The sequence below is a fragment of the Sphingobium sp. TomTYG72 genome (assembly GCF_055394715.1).
The window spans coordinates 289,268-303,842 of the sequence record NZ_AP027336.1 but is presented as its reverse complement, the minus strand read 5'-3'; the positions used below and the strand labels follow the sequence as shown (position 1 = coordinate 303,842).

Below are 14,575 nucleotides of genomic sequence, written 5' to 3'. Positions count from 1 at the left end.
CGCAGGCCACGCTAAAGCGCCCTCCTTCGCCGGTACAGGAGTGTAGCTCAGCTGGTAGAGCGTCGGTCTCCAAAACCGAATGCCGGGGGTTCGAGTCCCTCCACTCCTGCCAGGTCGCTGAGCGCTGATCCTTGATTTTTCAAAGGTTCGCGGTTAGTTGCCCCAGCGAAGATGGGTCGCGGAGCCAGCGGCCGCACCCCGGGACGCCGACATGGCGGGGTCCGGAGGGCGGACTGTTGCTTCGCGCTTTGGTGTTTGTTCGAAAGTTGTTGAGGCAGTGATGGCGAAGGTTTCTCCGGGCGAATTCGTCAATCAGGTGAAGACCGAAGCGTCGAAGATCGTGTGGCCCACCGGCCGCGAAACGGTCATGACTGCGGTGATGGTCGGTATCATGACCACGCTGCTCGGCCTCTTCTTCTTCGGCATCGACACCTTTTTCGGTGCGGTTGTTCAGTGGCTGCTGAGCTTCGCCGCCGGAAGAGCTTGAGTTTTTTATCTGCCGCGGTTTCCCGGGAAATCGCTTGTGGGAGTTTGAAACGGTAACATGGCGCGCTGGTACATCATCCACGCCTATTCGGGCTTCGAAAACAAGGTCAAGGAATCGATCCTGTCCGAAGCCGAGCGCATGGGCCTCTCCCAGCTGGTCGAACAGGTGGAAGTCCCCACCGAGACCGTGACCGAAGTGAAGCGCGGCAAGAAAGTCCAGGTCGAACGCAAGTTCATGCCGGGCTACGTCCTCGCCAAGCTGGCGATGAACGACGACATCTACCACCTCGTCAAGAACACGCCGAAGGTCACCGGCTTCCTTGGCTCGAGCGGCAAGCCGCAGGCGATCAGCGAAGGCGAAGCCGCCCGCTATTTCGGCGCGCAGAAGGCCGCCGAAGCCGCGCCCAAGCACAAGGTCAATGTCGATTACGAAATCGGCGACAGCGTCAAGGTGCTGGATGGCCCCTTCGCCAGCTTCAACGGCACGGTCGAGGAACTGGATTTCGAAAAGAACCGCGTCAAGGTGTCCGTGTCGATCTTCGGCCGCGCCACGCCGGTCGAACTGGACTTCGAACAGGTCGAACTGTCGAAGTAACCCCTTTCCCTCTCCCGCAAGCGGGAGAGGGCAGCGAGACTTGGCGGCTCCGCCGCCTAGTCGCAGCGGGAGAGGGCACAGCCCCCTCTCCAACCTACGCTAGCCAGCAAACTGGCAAGCTACGGTATCCTCTCCCCTGAAGGGGCGAGGATAATACAGTGCGGAAGGCATCCTCAGGGATTGCTGCTTGACCGCTAAACTTGAACCGGGCGGGTCGCTTGCGATCCTCCCAGCAACAGAGTGAGTGAAAATGGCCAAGAAGATTACGGGCTATATCAAGCTCCAGGTGCCCGCTGGAGCCGCCAACCCCTCGCCGCCGATCGGTCCGGCGCTGGGTCAGCGCGGTGTGAACATCATGGAATTCTGCAAGGCGTTCAACGCCTCGACGGAAAAGATGGAAAAGGGCACCCCGCTGCCGACCATCATCACCGTCTATGCGGACCGTTCGTTCAGCTTCGTCACGAAGCAGCCGCCCGCCACCTACCTGATCAAGAAGGCCGTCAACCTGAAGTCGGGTTCCAAGGAACCGGGCAAGGTCGTCGCTGGCAAGATCACCCGCGCCCAGCTCGCTGAAATCGCTCAGGCCAAGATGGTTGACCTGAACGCGAACGACATCGACGCAGCGACGAAGATCATCGAAGGCTCCGCTCGCGCGATGGGCCTCGAAGTGGTGGAGGGCTAAGACCATGGCAAAGCTGACAAAGAAGGCGAAGGCTCTCGCCACTGCGGTTGACCGCGAAAAGCTGCACGGCGTTGACGAAGCGCTGGGCCTCATCAAGACCCACGCGACCGCCAAGTTCGACGAAAGCGTCGAAATCGCGATCAACCTGGGCGTCGATCCGCGTCACGCCGACCAGATGGTCCGTGGCGTCGTCACCCTGCCCGCCGGCACCGGCAAGGACGTTCGCGTCGCCGTGTTCGCTCGTGGCGACAAGGCTGAAGCCGCGACCGCCGCTGGCGCCGACATCGTGGGTGCCGAGGACCTGTTGGACAGCATCCAGGCTGGCAACATCGACTTCCAGCGCGTGATCGCGACCCCCGACATGATGGGTCTGGTCGGCCGTCTCGGTAAGGTTCTGGGTCCCAAGGGCCTGATGCCGAATCCGAAGCTCGGCACCGTCACCCCGAACGTCGCCGAAGCCGTGAAGGCCGCCAAGGGTGGTCAGATCGAATTCCGCGTCGAAAAGGCTGGCATCATCCACGCCGGTCTCGGCAAGGCGAGCTTCTCAGCCGAAGACCTGCGCAAGAATTTCGACGCTTTCGTTGACGCCATCGTCAAGGCGAAGCCGTCGGGTTCGAAGGGCAAGTATGTCCGCAAGATCGCCCTGTCGTCGTCGATGGGTCCGGGCGTGAAGGTCGACGTGGCGGAAGTCGCTTCGGTCTGATCCCTCGCAATAGTTAATATAGGGGCCGCCTTCCCTCTTTGCGGGGGAAGGCGGCCTTCTTATTTGGGTGCCTTCCGGCACCCATTTCTGCCTAGCGCAGAAGTCCCTCAGGGACGGTGTGAACTTCGGGGTGTGTGACCTTGCATCCCGGGCTCCGGCAGCGGCCGAAGCACATCAGGTCATCATGTATCCGTCGGGAATGGCGGGTCGCTTTACCGACGGAAAATATAATGTCTTTTGAACATCTCCCGCCCCTCCTCTCGGACGCCCTGACGCGAAAAGGCTATGAAAGCCTGACCCCCGTTCAGGCCGAAGTCACCCAGCCCGAAGCGGAAGGCCGCGACCTCATCGTCTCGGCGCAGACCGGTTCAGGCAAGACGGTCGCTTTTGGCCTTGCCATGGCAGGCGAATTGCTGGGTGAAGAGATGCGCCTGCCCGTGGCAGGAAAGCCGCTCGCGCTCGCCATCGCCCCTACCCGCGAACTGGCGCTGCAAGTCAGCCGTGAACTGGAGTGGCTCTATGGCGAAGCCCGCGCCCGCATCGCCACCTGCGTGGGCGGCATGGACGCCGCCAAGGAACGGCGCGCCCTTTCCCACGGCGCGCACATCGTCGTCGGCACGCCCGGCCGCCTGCGCGACCATCTCGAACGCGGCGCACTGGACCTGTCGGGACTCAAGACCGTCGTCCTCGATGAAGCTGACGAAATGCTCGACATGGGTTTCCGCGAGGATCTGGAAGAGATCCTCGACGGCGCGCCCGAAGGCCGCCGTACCCTCCTCTTCTCCGCCACCATGCCGAAGCCGATCGTTGCGCTCGCCAAGCGCTACCAGAAGGACGCGCTGCGCATTTCGACTGTCAGTGACGAGCGCGGCCATGGCGATATCAGCTATCAGGCCGTCACCGTTGCGCCCGCCGACATTGAGAACGCGGTGGTCAATTTGCTGCGCTATCATGAAGCAGAAACCGCGATCCTCTTCTGCGCCACCCGCGACAATGTCCGCCACCTCCACGCCAGCCTCACCGAACGCGGTTTCGCCGCCGTGGCGCTGTCGGGTGAGCATAGCCAGAATGAGCGCAACCATGCGCTGCAAGCCCTGCGCGACCGCCGCGCCCGCGTCTGCGTCGCCACCGATGTAGCCGCGCGCGGCATCGACCTTCCCAACCTCAGCCTCGTCGTGCACGTCGAAATCCCGCGCGATGCAGAAACGATGCAGCACCGTTCCGGCCGCACCGGACGCGCAGGCAAGAAGGGCACCGCTGTCCTCATCGTCCCCTACCCCCGCCGCCGCCGGGTCGAATCCATGCTGCGCGGCGCGAAAATCCCGGTTGAGTGGGGCACCCCCCCCAGCAAGGAAGCGATCCAACAGCAGGACAATTCCCGCCTCCGCGAGCGCTTGATGGAAAAGGCGGAGCTGGACGAGCTGGACTGGGCGTTGGGCGCCGAACTGCTGGAAACCAAGTCCGCCAAGGAGATCGCCGCGATGCTGGTCAAAAGCGCCCGCGCCGCCCTTCCCGCGCCCGAAGAACTGCTCGACGCCAGCGAGGCCCCGCCGCGCCGCGATGGGCCTCGTCCAGGCTTTGAGGATACCGTCTGGTTCCGCATGGACATCGGCCGCCGCCAGAACGCCGACCCGCGTTGGATCCTGCCGCTGATCTGCCGCCGAGGCCATGTGTCACGCCAAGACATCGGCGCGATCCGGATCGCCGCAAACGAAACGCTGTTCGAAATCCCCAGCGCCATCGTATCCCGATTCATCGGCTCAGTGAAGCGGACGGGCGAGGCGAGCGACGAGGGCGCTGAAGTCCAGTTCGAACAGATTGAGGGAACACCTCGGGACACGGCGCGCGAGAACCGCCGCGAAGGGCCGCCGCGCGGCAAGGGACGTCCCAATGAAGGTCGTGGTCCAAAGCCAGCCTATGGCGCCCGGCCGTTCAAGGGCGGCCCTCGCAAAGGCCCGCCTCGCAAGCCACGCGGATAAGACACCCGCTCCCAAAACGATGTGCTCCTGGCTTCACAGGAGCACATCGTTGACTGAGACAGCCTCAACCAACGTTCAGCCCGCGCCGGACAACTGAAGCATCCGCGCTGCCAGCTCGCGCTCTCCCATGACGACATGGGGCACGCCTATTCCTTCCAAGTGTGCAACCTCCGCGTCACTATGCGCCCGCGCAATCACCTGCAGATTGGGATTGAGGCGGCGCGCATGTTCATGAATCGCGCCACCTTCAAACCCTTCCGGCACCGCGATCAGTAGCCTTCGGGCCTCGCAAATACCGGCGGCTATCAGATAACGGTCCTCCAGCGCGCTTCCTCGTACTACCGGATGGCCCGCCTCCGCGGCCTCCTCCGCCCGTTCGGGGTCCGTCTCCAGCACAACGAAATGGGCATTGCGTTCGGACAGGCGCTCCGCGATCATCTTGCCGACCCGGCCATATCCGACCAAGATCACGTGGCCGATGTGCGGCCGCTGGCGCGCCCTTTCTGCTTCCGCCTCCTCCTCAATCTCCTCCTTCTTGTGCGCTCGCACGATCATCGAGAAGATGAACGGATTCAGAAAGATCGACACGATCGCCCCGGCAAGAATCAAGTCGCGTCCTTCCGCAGGCAGCACGCCTAGGCCAGTGCCCAATGTAGCAAGGATGAAGGAAAACTCGCCGATCTGCGCCAGGCTCGCCGCGATCGTCAGAGCCGTATCCCCTGGGTGGCCGAAGGCGCGTACGATCGCGAACGCGGCGATAGACTTGCCGACGATGATGATCGCCACGGTCGCAAGCAGGGGCAACGGCTGTTCGACAAGCACCGATGGATTGAACAGCATGCCCACGGACACGAAGAACAACACAGCGAATGCATCGCGCAGCGGCAGCGTTTCCTCCGTCGCGCGGCGACTGAGCGGCGTCTCGCCCAGTATCATGCCCGCGAAGAAGGCGCCCAACGCAAATGACACATCGAACGCCACGGCCGCGCCGAAGGCCACGCCAAGGGCGATCGCCAGCACAGCCAGGCGAAACAACTCCCGCGATCCGGTGTGAACTACCCAGTGCAGCGCCCAAGGAATGACTCGTCGGCCCACCACGAGCATCAGGGCTACAAAACCGGTGACCTTCAGCAAGGTGCTGAGCAGCGGTGCCAGCAGGTCACCCATTCCGGCCGATGCGTCTGCATTGTTCATAACCTTCGCCAGCGCCGGTAGCAGTACCAACGCCAGCACCATCACCAGATCCTCGACGATCAGCCAGCCAACAGCTATGCGCCCCCGCCGCGTCTCCACAAGATCGGCCCCCTGCAAGGCGCGCAGCAAAACGACTGTACTCGCCACCGAAAGAGCGAGGCCAAACACAATGCCGCCCATCACTGGCCAGCCCATATAGTGCGACAGTCCCATGCCGAGCAGCGTTGCCACCGCGATCTGCCCGATGGCGCCGGGTACGGCGATATTCTTCACCGACAGCAAGTCACGCAGCGAAAAATGAAGTCCCACCCCGAACATCAGCAGAATGACACCAATCTCGGCCAATTCGTTGGCCAGACTGGTGTTGGCGACAAAGCCTGGGGTGAAAGGACCAACCATGATCCCCGCGATAAGATAACCGACCAGCGGCGAAAGTTTGAGACGATGGGCAATGGCACCCATTATGAAAGCAACAACGAGGCCCGCGACGATTGTTCCGATCAGGGGCGTGTGATGAGGCATGGACGTCCTTCCCTGTCTGCCGGTGCGGCCCTCTGAACCTTCACCGGCAGCCTATCATATTTTCATTCTGCGACCGCTAGCATAGCGGCTGACAATAAGGCTCCGGCAGCACCCAGCCCAGTGAACACGGCGGGTACGAACCACCATGGCGGCCGTCGGTTGCTGCGGCGTGACCGTCTGCGGGTCATGGATCTCTCCTGTCTGACGATTAACGGAGTGGGCGTTAAGTCAGGACAGGCGGAGCGCGAGCGTGAAAGAAGTGTGAAATACGCCGACGCAAGAGCGAGGGGCGGGTACGGACATACAGGGGATTAGATCGCGACCACCCCACGGCGGCCAGCAGTCCCGCTACAGATACCAACCATGGCATCAATGACGATAACAAGGGGGTGTCGCCCGAACCATCGGGCTGGGTTAGGCGGTAGTCGGCCGGTGCCGATTGGGTCCGGGCCTTCAGCACAACGCCTGTGGTGGCAGGATTGAACGCCGAGCCCGTTGCCATGCTGGACGGTGGCCCCAATGGCGTGAGGGCACTTAATAACGCAACACTGATCGCCATCCACAGGGTCAGCATGAAGAGCAGCCTGCCTCTCATGCTGTCAGTCCTGTAAGATGTCGGCATCATGCGCGGCGGGTTCCCTTCGACACGGGAAGATAGGCACTGGCCCGCGCAAAAACCACCCCTAAGAAGGGGGCTTCCCGGTTGACAGAAGCGAGTCAGTCCACTACCGGGCCACATTCCCGCGCGGGTCAACAGGACGTCATGTCCTCGGCGATTTGCGTAAAGCAGATTTGAACGAGAAGAGAAGAGCCATGTTCGCAGTCGTGCGCACGGGCGGCAAGCAGTATCGCGTAGCCGCCGGAGACAAGATCGTCGTCGAGAAGCTGGCCGGTGAGGCCGGTGACAAGGTGACGCTGGATGACGTCCTGTTCGCCGGCGAAGGCAGCGACGTGAAGGACGCCAGCAAGCTGACCGTCGCCGCCGAAATCATCGCGCAGGCGAAGGGCGAGAAGGTCATCGTTTTCAAGAAGCGCCGTCGTCACAATTACCGTCGCAAGAACGGCCATCGCCAGAACCACACGATCCTGAAGATCGTGTCGATCGCCTGAGCCGCAGTAGAGTTTCGAGGAGTTTGAGTCATGGCACATAAAAAAGCTGGCGGTTCATCGCGTAACGGTCGCGATTCGGAATCGAAGCGCCTTGGCGTGAAGAAGTTCGGCGGTCAGGAAGTGATCGGCGGCAACATCATCATTCGCCAGCGCGGCACCCGCGTATATCCCGGCCGCAATGTCGGCATGGGTAAGGACCACACCCTCTTTGCCCTGGGCGAAGGCCGCGTGGTATTCCACACTGGCAAGCTCGGCCGCAAATATGTGTCGGTCGATGCCATGGCTGAAGCAGCCGAATAACGGACGATCAATGACGGATCGTCCCTCATTATTGGGGCGATCCTTCCAGAAGATGGTCTTGGACCATCTCTGATAATCCGAGGGAAAAAGGGGCGCCCCATCCGGGAGCGCCCCTTTTTCCATTCGGCGGCACCTCCCCTCATTTTCCCTCAAACCTCTGGAACCCTGAGCCTTCTCGCGCGTCATGCGGGCGGGGCACAGCCAGAGGAAAGAAGTCGTCAAGCCGTAACTTTTTACGGCCATTGACGTGTCGATCAGAGGAGAGATTTTCAAATGTTCGCCCGTACCCCCCGCCTGCTTCTGAGACCCGGCTGGATGGAAGACGCATCCGCGCTGGCCGAAGCGATTGGCGATCCGGCGGTCCTGCGCAACCTTGTCCGCGTGCCGGCGCCCTATGGCATTGATGACGCACGCAGCTTCCTTGCCCTTCCGCAGGATACACGCCTGCCGCGTCTTCTGGCTTTTTCCCGCACTCGCGGTGCTCCGCGCCTCGTCGGCGGGTGCGGCATCCATTTGACCGAAGATGGCACGCCTGAACTCGGCTATTGGATAGCGCGTCCCTATTGGGGGCTGGGCTTTGCGACGGAGGCCGCCAGCGCGGTGTACGGCATGGCACGGGCGGCAGGCGTCAGCGGGATTCGCGCGGCGCATTTCGCTGACAATCCGGCGTCGGGCAATGTGCTTCGGAAAATCGGCTTTCGTTACACCGGCCGGGTGGAGCAACGTTATAGTCCGGCGCGCGGAAATGCGGCTGAATGCCTGGTCTTTGAAGAAGGTGTGCCCGGACGCATGATGATTGATCCTGCAATGGACCTTTATCACGACGCCATGCCCGCGCTCGCGGCCTGAACGAAGAAGGGACGGGGCCAGCAGACGCCGTCCCGCATGGAAAAGGTGAGTTTCGAGCGATAGCAGACGGCAAGGTTTAATTCCGCGTCATAAGCGGCTATGGGCCAGCCCATGCATTTTTTGGATCAGGCGAAGATATACATAAAATCCGGCTGGGGCGGCCCCGGCGCGGTCAGTTTCCGGCGGGAAAAATATGTCGAATATGGCGGCCCTGATGGCGGCAATGGCGGCAAGGGTGGAGATATCATCTTCGAAGCCGTAGCTGGCCTCAACACCCTGATCGACTTCCGCTACACCCAGCATTTCAAGGCACAGCGCGGTATGCCGGGTGCGGGGAAGAATCGCTATGGCGCTGGCGGCAACGACCTCGTCATAAAAGTTCCCGTAGGAACGCAGATCCTCTCCGATCCCCAGCCCATAGAGGGCACGGAGGACGAGGATGGCTATCCGGACTATGAAGATCAGGAACTGCTCGCCGACTTCACAGAGGTAGGACAGCGCTTGGTCCTGTTGCGCGGCGGCGATGGCGGCCGGGGCAACCTGTCTTACAAGACCAGCACCAACCGCGCGCCACGGCAGCATGGAACGGGCTGGCCGGGACAGGAAATGTGGGTCTGGCTGCGGCTGAAATTGCTTGCCGACGTCGGCTTGGTCGGCATGCCGAATGCTGGCAAGTCGACCTTCATCAATCAGGTGACCAATACCAAGGCCAAAGTCGGGGCCTATGCCTTTACCACCACCAAGCCACAGCTCGGCGTCGTCACGCACCGTGACAAGGAATTCGTCCTGGCAGACATTCCCGGCTTGATCGAGGGTGCAGCCGAAGGTGCTGGCATCGGCGACCGATTCCTTGGCCATATCGAGCGCTGCCGCGTGCTGCTGCACCTAGTCGATGCCACTGGCGACGATCCGGTCGAACAGTTCCGGATCGTGCAGGATGAACTGGAAGCCTATGGCGAGGGGCTGGCCGACAAGCCTCAAATCGTCGCCCTCAACAAGGGCGACCTGCTCGGGCCGGAATTGATGGAGGACATCGCCACCCAAATTCGGCGCGAGGCTGGCGTGGAGAAGATATTCATCATTTCAGGCGCGACTGGCGAAGGTGTGCAACCACTGCTGGATGCTGTCCTGCCATTGCTTGCAGACGGCAGACCGATGGAGGAAAAGGCCAGTGACGAAGGCGACGCTTCATGGTCGCCAATCTGAACATTCATCAGTCGCCACTTATTCTTCACGTTCCAGGCGAACGGAACTGATCCCGTGACTTCCTCTCTTTCAGGCTTCCCACCCTTCCAAGTTCGGCGACTGGTCATCAAGATCGGCTCGGCCCTGCTGGTCGATGGGAATGGCGAGGTTCGCGAAGCGTGGCTCCGAACCTTGGTCGAAGATGTCGCTGACCGCAAAGCAGCCGGGCAGCAGATCATTATCGTTTCGTCAGGCGCAATCGCCCTGGGTGCACGGCGATTGAAACTGCCAAAGGGTGGGCGCGGCAGTCTGGAAGACGCTCAGGCCGCAGCGGCAACAGGACAGATCGCGCTATCGCAATGCTGGGCTCGGTTGTTGCAGGACAAGGGGATCACCGCCGCGCAGATGCTGGTGACGCTGGACGATCTTGAGCATCGGCGGCGCTACCTGAATGCTTCTGCGACTTTGGAACGCCTGATCACACTCAATGTGGTGCCGGTGGTAAATGAGAATGACAGCGTCGCCACAGCGGAGATCCGTTTTGGCGATAACGATCGACTAGCGGCACGTATCGGACAGGCAGCACGGGCCGACGCGGTGGTGCTGCTTTCCGACGTCGATGGGCTTTACACCGCCAACCCGCATGTCGATGCGAGCGCCATGCTGATAGACACAATCGAGCGCATCGACGCGCGGATCGCAAATATGGCGGACAGCGGATCCGCGTCCGGAATGGGGTCGGGAGGCATGACCTCCAAGATCGAGGCGGCGCGGATCGCGACGGGGGCCGGAGCGCATCTCGCGATCATTTCCGGCAAGGTCGATGCTCCGCTGTCACATTGGATCAATGGTGGCAAGGGATCGATCTTCCTCGCGGCACCTGCCAAGCGAGCGCGGAAGGGATGGCTCGCAGGACGTCTTACCGTTCGTGGACGCATAATCGTTGATGCGGGCGCGGAAAAAGCATTGGGACGCGGGAACAGCCTGCTGCCTGCCGGTGTGGCGAAAATAGAGGGCGCGTTCGTGCGAGGTGATGTCGTTGATATCGTCGCGCCGGACGGCCGGGTGATCGCGCGTGGGCTGAGCGAGTATGACAGCGAGGAAGCGGCGAGGATCGCGGGCAAACGCAGTGAGGATATCGCGGCTCTGCTGGGCCACCTGCCACGATCCGTACTCGTTCATCGCGATCAGATGGCCATGGTCTGATCCCCATGAAATTGCGCATTGCCATGACCGGCGCGACAGGTTTTGTCGGCGCCGAAACGCTCAATCAGGCTTTGGACGCTGGGCATCATGTGACAGCCATCACCCGAAAGGCGCAGCCGCCCCGCGCCCGGCTGAAATGGGTGCCCGGATCGCTTGAGGACCGTGCGGGGCTGAACACGCTGGTACGGGACGCCGACGTGGTGGTCCATATAGCAGGCGTCGTAAACGCGGCCGATCGCGACGAGTTCGAGGCCGGGAACGCGCGTGGGACGATGGCCGTCATCGATGCCATGCGGCAGCGTGGCGTCCGGCGATTGGTCCATGTGTCATCGCTGGCCGCGCGGGAACCTAAACTGTCCGACTATGGCTGGTCCAAAGCGCTCGCCGAACGTCACGTCAAGGCGAGCGGACTGGATTGGACGATCGTGCGGCCGCCTGCGATCTATGGGCCGGGTGATCGGGAAATGCTTGAGCTGTTCCGGATGGCGAAGCGGGGCATCATGCTACTGCCCCCGGGTGGGAGGCTTTCCCTGATCGAGGTAAGCGACCTTGGCCGGTTGCTGCTGCGCCTCGCTGGCGAGACGGAAATGAGCCTTGCTCACAGTTATGAGGCGGACGACGGCACGCCGGGCGGTTGGGACCACCTGGACTTCGGACAGGCGATCGGGCGAGCAGTCGGAAGGCCCGTGCGGACTTTTGCCACGCCCAACTGGGCGCTGGGGTTGGGTGCTCGGCTGGATCGCATGTTGCGGGGCAAGGCGGCGAAGCTGACGCAGGATCGGGTCAGCTATTTCTGCCATCCCGATTGGGTGGTCGCGAAGCGAAAGCAGCCTCCCAAAAAATTGTGGGTGCCTGAAGTTGCTACCGAAGAGGGATTGAAAGCAACAGCGGACGCTTACCGCGCAAAAGGCTGGCTGTAGCGATTAGTCGCTTTCGACGTCCGCCTTTGTGGCGCGGCGTTCGGCCACGAATTCGCTGATCGCCTGGCCGCTGGCGTTGAGCAGCGGATAAGTGCGGGCGTCGGACAACCAATCGGGGCGGCGCTCTCCGCTGCCGTAGAAGGTGTCGTAGGTCAGGCTGAACGCGAGGAAGACCAGCGTTGCCCCGATCAATCCCTTGATGGCGCCGAAGCCGCCGCCGAGGACGCGATCGATGGGGCCAAGAATCGACTGGCGGGTGCGGCGGCCGATGGCGTGGGCGAGGAGTTTTCCTGCGCCGAAGGTGATGCCGAAAACAAGAAGGAATGCGAGAATTGACGCGCCTCCGGAGGTTCCGACCAGAGGGGTGAGAAGTTCGGTGGCGGAGGGGTGGAAGAGGCGGATGGCGAAGATGCCGAGGACCCAGGCGATGAGCGAAAGGGTTTCAAGAACGAAACCACGAAGCAAGCCCAATACGGCGCACCCGCCAATGGCGAGAAGGACGAGGATATCGACGGCGTTCATGAGCGCGGGGCTATCCGCGGCCGAGCATCTGGTCAACCAGTTGGCTTAAGGCGCGGTAGCCGCTGACGGCTATCCCCTTCACCCCGTCGGCAACCGCGGAGGGAACATAAGCGCGTTCGAAGCCGAGCTTGGCCGATTCGCGCAGGCGCAGCGGGGCATGAGCGACGGGGCGTATTTCCCCGGACAGCGCGATTTCGCCGAAGAGGACCAGATCAGCGGGCACCGGCCGTTCCGCGAGTGCGGATATGAGCGCGGCGGCAACCGCCAAGTCAGCGGCGGGATCGGACAGGCGATAGCCGCCAGCGACGTTCAGATAGACTTCGCAGGTAGAGAAGCTGAGGCCGCAGCGCGCTTCCAGCACGGCAAGGACCATGGCGAGACGGCCGCTGTCCCAGCCCACCACCGCGCGCCGGGGGGTGGCCCCGCTGGACAGGCGGACGACGAGCGCCTGTATCTCCACCAACACGGGGCGTGTGCCCTCGAGCGCAGGAAAGACGGTCGCGCCGGTTACGGTTTCGTCACGATGGGTGAGGAACAGCGCCGATGGGTTGGAGACTTCCTCCAACCCCTCCGCGACCATCGCGAAGACGCCTATCTCGTCGGTGCCGCCGAAGCGGTTCTTGATCGCGCGCAGGATGCGATATTGATGGCTGCGTTCGCCCTCGAAGCTCAGGACCGTATCGACCATATGTTCGAGCACGCGCGGCCCCGCGATGCTGCCGTCCTTGGTCACATGGCCGACGAGGATGACGGCGGTGCCGCGCTGCTTGGCGAAGCGGATGAGTTCCTGACTTGATGCGCGCACCTGGCTGACGGTGCCGGGGGCGCCTTCGATCAGGTCACTGTGCATTGTCTGGATGGAGTCGATGACGAGCAGCGCGGGCGGCTCCCCCTCCCCCAGCGTCGTCAGGATGTCGCGGACGGAGGTCGCGCTGGCGAGTTGCACGGGCGCGTTGCCAAGGCCGAGGCGCTGCGCCCGCAGTCGCACCTGATCCGCCGCTTCCTCACCGCTGATATAAGCAACGGACAGGCCACGCGCGGCTATGCGGGCTGCGGCCTGAAGCAACAGGGTCGATTTGCCGATGCCCGGATCGCCGCCGATCAGCGTGGCGGAACCCGGAACGATGCCGCCGCCCAGCGCACGGTCGAACTCCGCGATGCCGGTGCTGGTGCGCTGAGGTAGTTCAACCTGACTGTTCAGGCCTACGAGCGTCAGGGCGCGTCCGCCGCTTTGCAGATCATGGCGCGCGGAAAAGATGGTTTCGGACGCTTCCTCGACAATGCTGTTCCATTCGCCGCAGTCATCGCATTGCCCCTGCCAGCGGGAGGAGAGCGTGCCGCACTGCTGACAGACGAATTTGCGCTTTGCCTTGGCCATGGGGGAGCTATGACTTGCCACGGTGAACGTTTCAAGAACAAAGAACGGATGGGCCACCCCCCTCGCCCCGTCCGCCTTATGACGAAGAAGTTTGGATACCGTCCAAGAGCGCTGGAAACTCATGCGGATGTGGCGCATTGTTTCGCCATGAAGTCGTTACGCGTTGCCAGCTACAATATCCGCAAAGCCATTGGCACCGACCGCCGCCGCAGCCCCGAACGAGTGCTGGAGGTGCTGGGAGAGTTGGACGCGGACGTGATCGCGTTGCAGGAAGCGGATCGCCGTTTTGGCGTTCGATCGGCCGCCATTCCGCCCTGGCTGCTGGAATCGATGAGCCAGTACAAGCCGGTGCCGTTGAACGTGCATGTCGATTCGATGGGCTGGCATGGCAACGCGATATTAGTGCGGAAGGAGGCGGATATCCGCACCCATGACGTGCTGCACCTTCCCTGCCTGGAACCGCGTGGCGCGACGATGGCGGAGGTTGAACTAGGCAAGGCGAAGTTGCGCGTCTTTGGCATGCATCTCGACCTGTCGGGCCTGTGGCGGCGCAAGCAGGCGGCGGCGGTCATCCACGCGGCAGCCCAACGCGACGCGATGCCAACCGTGCTAATGGGCGACCTCAACGAATGGAGCGCCAATCGGGGGTGTCTGGCGGACTTTGCGCGCCATTATAGTTTCGCGCCTTGCGGACGGAGTTTCCACGCGCGGCGGCCGGTCGCGCATCTCGACCGGATCATGCATTGCGGGCAATTGAAGCTGGTGGACAGCGGCGTGCATGACAGTGCGGCGTCGCGTAAGGCTTCGGATCATTTGCCGATCTGGGCGGAGTTTCGGTTGTGAGTTCGGTGTTTTCGTTTGGACTGGACCATACGAAGCCTTTGCCTGCGGCATCAAAGACAAGTGAAGCCCTTCGACAGGCTCAGGGCGAACGGGGGATGGGT

At 62.3% G+C, this 14,575-nt stretch carries 15 protein-coding genes and 1 tRNA gene; 13 read left to right on the top strand and 3 right to left on the bottom strand.

Features of this window, described 5'->3' with window-relative positions; translation table 11 throughout:
- Window positions 1–36: 36 nt before the first annotated feature.
- The 6 genes from ACZ5U1_RS01610 (at window position 37) to ACZ5U1_RS01585 (ending at window position 4,445) form a co-directional block, all read left to right on the top strand.
- Window positions 37–112 (top strand) — tRNA-Trp (locus ACZ5U1_RS01610).
- 168 nt (window positions 113–280) lie between these two features.
- Window positions 281–487: a preprotein translocase subunit SecE gene (gene secE, locus ACZ5U1_RS01605; protein WP_464779084.1), complete on the top strand. Its 207-nt coding sequence runs from the start codon at window positions 281–283 to the stop codon at window positions 485–487.
- Window positions 488–544: 57 nt separating this feature from the next.
- Window positions 545–1,081: a transcription termination/antitermination protein NusG gene (gene nusG / locus ACZ5U1_RS01600; RefSeq protein ID WP_464779083.1), complete on the top strand. Its 537-nt coding sequence runs from the start codon at window positions 545–547 to the stop codon at window positions 1,079–1,081.
- Window positions 1,082–1,331: 250 nt separating this feature from the next.
- A complete protein-coding gene (gene rplK, locus ACZ5U1_RS01595; RefSeq protein ID WP_007709087.1) occupies window positions 1,332–1,763 on the top strand; it encodes a 50S ribosomal protein L11 in 432 nt (143 codons plus the stop codon).
- A 4-nt stretch (window positions 1,764–1,767) separates the two neighbouring features.
- Window positions 1,768–2,466 (top strand): 50S ribosomal protein L1, encoded by a 699-nt coding sequence (rplA, locus tag ACZ5U1_RS01590; protein ID WP_196225489.1) that lies wholly within the window; start codon window positions 1,768–1,770, stop codon window positions 2,464–2,466.
- 230 nt (window positions 2,467–2,696) lie between these two features.
- Window positions 2,697–4,445 carry a DEAD/DEAH box helicase gene (locus tag ACZ5U1_RS01585; protein WP_464779082.1) on the top strand — a complete coding sequence of 583 codons (1,749 nt, stop codon included), beginning with the start codon at window positions 2,697–2,699 and terminating at the stop codon, window positions 4,443–4,445.
- Window positions 4,446–4,520: 75 nt separating this feature from the next.
- On the opposite strand, the gene ybaL is transcribed toward ACZ5U1_RS01585, so the two are convergent.
- Window positions 4,521–6,161 (bottom strand): YbaL family putative K(+) efflux transporter, encoded by a 1,641-nt coding sequence (ybaL, locus tag ACZ5U1_RS01580; RefSeq protein ID WP_464779081.1) that lies wholly within the window; start codon window positions 6,159–6,161, stop codon window positions 4,521–4,523.
- Window positions 6,162–6,974: 813 nt separating this feature from the next.
- Between ybaL and rplU the strand changes: the two genes are divergently transcribed.
- The 6 genes from rplU to ACZ5U1_RS01550 all read left to right on the top strand — a co-directional run bounded on the left by rplU (window position 6,975) and on the right by ACZ5U1_RS01550 (window position 11,731).
- Window positions 6,975–7,271 carry a 50S ribosomal protein L21 gene (gene rplU, locus ACZ5U1_RS01575; protein WP_340265563.1) on the top strand — a complete coding sequence of 99 codons (297 nt, stop codon included), beginning with the start codon at window positions 6,975–6,977 and terminating at the stop codon, window positions 7,269–7,271.
- Between the two features lie 30 nt (window positions 7,272–7,301).
- Window positions 7,302–7,571 carry a 50S ribosomal protein L27 gene (gene rpmA, locus ACZ5U1_RS01570; protein WP_007683600.1) on the top strand — a complete coding sequence of 90 codons (270 nt, stop codon included), beginning with the start codon at window positions 7,302–7,304 and terminating at the stop codon, window positions 7,569–7,571.
- 273 nt (window positions 7,572–7,844) lie between these two features.
- The gene (locus ACZ5U1_RS01565) at window positions 7,845–8,420 is read left to right on the top strand and encodes a GNAT family N-acetyltransferase (RefSeq protein WP_464779080.1); all 576 of its coding nucleotides are present in this window, start codon (window positions 7,845–7,847) and stop codon (window positions 8,418–8,420) included.
- Between the two features lie 111 nt (window positions 8,421–8,531).
- Window positions 8,532–9,626, top strand: coding sequence for a GTPase ObgE (obgE, locus tag ACZ5U1_RS01560; protein WP_464779079.1), 1,095 nt, complete (start codon window positions 8,532–8,534; stop codon window positions 9,624–9,626).
- Window positions 9,627–9,680: 54 nt separating this feature from the next.
- A complete protein-coding gene (proB, locus tag ACZ5U1_RS01555) occupies window positions 9,681–10,811 on the top strand; it encodes a glutamate 5-kinase (RefSeq protein WP_464779078.1) in 1,131 nt (376 codons plus the stop codon).
- A 5-nt stretch (window positions 10,812–10,816) separates the two neighbouring features.
- Window positions 10,817–11,731, top strand: coding sequence for an NAD-dependent epimerase/dehydratase family protein (locus tag ACZ5U1_RS01550; RefSeq protein WP_464779077.1), 915 nt, complete (start codon window positions 10,817–10,819; stop codon window positions 11,729–11,731).
- A 3-nt stretch (window positions 11,732–11,734) separates the two neighbouring features.
- Here ACZ5U1_RS01550 and ACZ5U1_RS01545 read toward each other — a convergent pair whose 3' ends face one another.
- Entirely contained in the window at window positions 11,735–12,253 is a 519-nt protein-coding gene (locus tag ACZ5U1_RS01545) for a CvpA family protein (protein ID WP_464779076.1), read from the bottom strand.
- 10 nt (window positions 12,254–12,263) lie between these two features.
- Window positions 12,264–13,631 (bottom strand): DNA repair protein RadA, encoded by a 1,368-nt coding sequence (gene radA, locus ACZ5U1_RS01540; RefSeq protein ID WP_196225480.1) that lies wholly within the window; start codon window positions 13,629–13,631, stop codon window positions 12,264–12,266.
- Window positions 13,632–13,778: 147 nt separating this feature from the next.
- Between radA and ACZ5U1_RS01535 the strand changes: the two genes are divergently transcribed.
- The gene (locus ACZ5U1_RS01535) at window positions 13,779–14,474 is read left to right on the top strand and encodes an endonuclease/exonuclease/phosphatase family protein (protein WP_196225479.1); all 696 of its coding nucleotides are present in this window, start codon (window positions 13,779–13,781) and stop codon (window positions 14,472–14,474) included.
- The last annotated feature ends 101 nt before the right edge of the window (window positions 14,475–14,575 follow it).

Bases quoted from the DNA above. Each gene is read 5' to 3' on its own strand.
- secE (WP_464779084.1), top strand. From the start codon at position 281: ATGGCGAAGGTTTCTCCGGGCGAATTCGTCAATCAGGTGAAGACCGAA.
- nusG (WP_464779083.1), top strand. From the start codon at position 545: ATGGCGCGCTGGTACATCATCCACGCCTATTCGGGCTTCGAAAACAAG.
- rplK (WP_007709087.1), top strand. From the start codon at position 1,332: ATGGCCAAGAAGATTACGGGCTATATCAAGCTCCAGGTGCCCGCTGGA.
- rplA (WP_196225489.1), top strand. From the start codon at position 1,768: ATGGCAAAGCTGACAAAGAAGGCGAAGGCTCTCGCCACTGCGGTTGAC.
- ACZ5U1_RS01585 (WP_464779082.1), top strand. From the start codon at position 2,697: ATGTCTTTTGAACATCTCCCGCCCCTCCTCTCGGACGCCCTGACGCGA.
- ybaL (WP_464779081.1), bottom strand. From the start codon at position 6,161: ATGCCTCATCACACGCCCCTGATCGGAACAATCGTCGCGGGCCTCGTT.
- rplU (WP_340265563.1), top strand. From the start codon at position 6,975: ATGTTCGCAGTCGTGCGCACGGGCGGCAAGCAGTATCGCGTAGCCGCC.
- rpmA (WP_007683600.1), top strand. From the start codon at position 7,302: ATGGCACATAAAAAAGCTGGCGGTTCATCGCGTAACGGTCGCGATTCG.
- ACZ5U1_RS01565 (WP_464779080.1), top strand. From the start codon at position 7,845: ATGTTCGCCCGTACCCCCCGCCTGCTTCTGAGACCCGGCTGGATGGAA.
- obgE (WP_464779079.1), top strand. From the start codon at position 8,532: ATGCATTTTTTGGATCAGGCGAAGATATACATAAAATCCGGCTGGGGC.
- ACZ5U1_RS01550 (WP_464779077.1), top strand. From the start codon at position 10,817: ATGAAATTGCGCATTGCCATGACCGGCGCGACAGGTTTTGTCGGCGCC.
- ACZ5U1_RS01545 (WP_464779076.1), bottom strand. From the start codon at position 12,253: ATGAACGCCGTCGATATCCTCGTCCTTCTCGCCATTGGCGGGTGCGCC.
- radA (WP_196225480.1), bottom strand. From the start codon at position 13,631: ATGGCCAAGGCAAAGCGCAAATTCGTCTGTCAGCAGTGCGGCACGCTC.
- ACZ5U1_RS01535 (WP_196225479.1), top strand. From the start codon at position 13,779: ATGAAGTCGTTACGCGTTGCCAGCTACAATATCCGCAAAGCCATTGGC.